Below are 593 nucleotides of genomic sequence, written 5' to 3' on the forward strand. Positions count from 1 at the left end.
CTGAAGCTCTGGCATGAATACGAACGGGAGACCAAGGGCAAGTCGGTGATCCGGTTCAGCAAGGGGCTCCGTGGCCTGCTCCTGCCCGGCGAGGAGGAGGCCTCCGACGAGGACCTGGCCGCCGACGGCGAGGGGGTGGAGGTCGGCCGGCTGGCGAACTGGCTCTACCGCCGCGTCGTCACCCTCGGCCTGGAAGCCGCGGTGCTGCGGTCGTTGGACACCGGCGGCTTCGCCGCCCTCACCGACCTGCTCACCGCCTACCACCTCGACACCACCGGCCTCCACGGCCCCACCCAGACGATCAACCCGGCAGGTGTCGACAACAACGTTGACTAACACCCTGGGCTGATCTTGTTCGGTCGTCCGACGCCCCGCCAGGCCCGTCCTCGGCGGGGCGTTGACATGTCGGCCGTCGGCCCAGCCGAGGTGAAGAACTGGATGTCAGTGGGGGGCTCCTGCGGTGGGCCTGAGCAGGGTTGCAGCCGGGGTCCCTCGCGCGCGCACGCGTAGGGCCCCCTCCGCCACCCCTGCCTGCAACCGTGCAGGCCAGGGGTGGTTGCAGGGGTCAACCAGCCAGCCTGGGTGCCAACCAG

At 70.2% G+C, this 593-nt stretch carries 1 protein-coding gene; it reads left to right on the forward strand.

Features of this window, described 5'->3' with window-relative positions; all coding sequences use genetic code 11:
- Positions 1–336: hypothetical protein (locus G6R24_RS21280; RefSeq protein WP_420840690.1), on the forward strand; the 336-nt coding region annotated here is incomplete at its 5' end.
- Positions 337–593 lie beyond the last annotated feature (257 nt).

Origin of the sequence: Candidatus Frankia nodulisporulans (genome assembly GCF_902806475.1) — a bacterium.
Lineage (GTDB): Bacteria > Actinomycetota > Actinomycetes > Frankiales > Frankiaceae > Frankia > Frankia umida.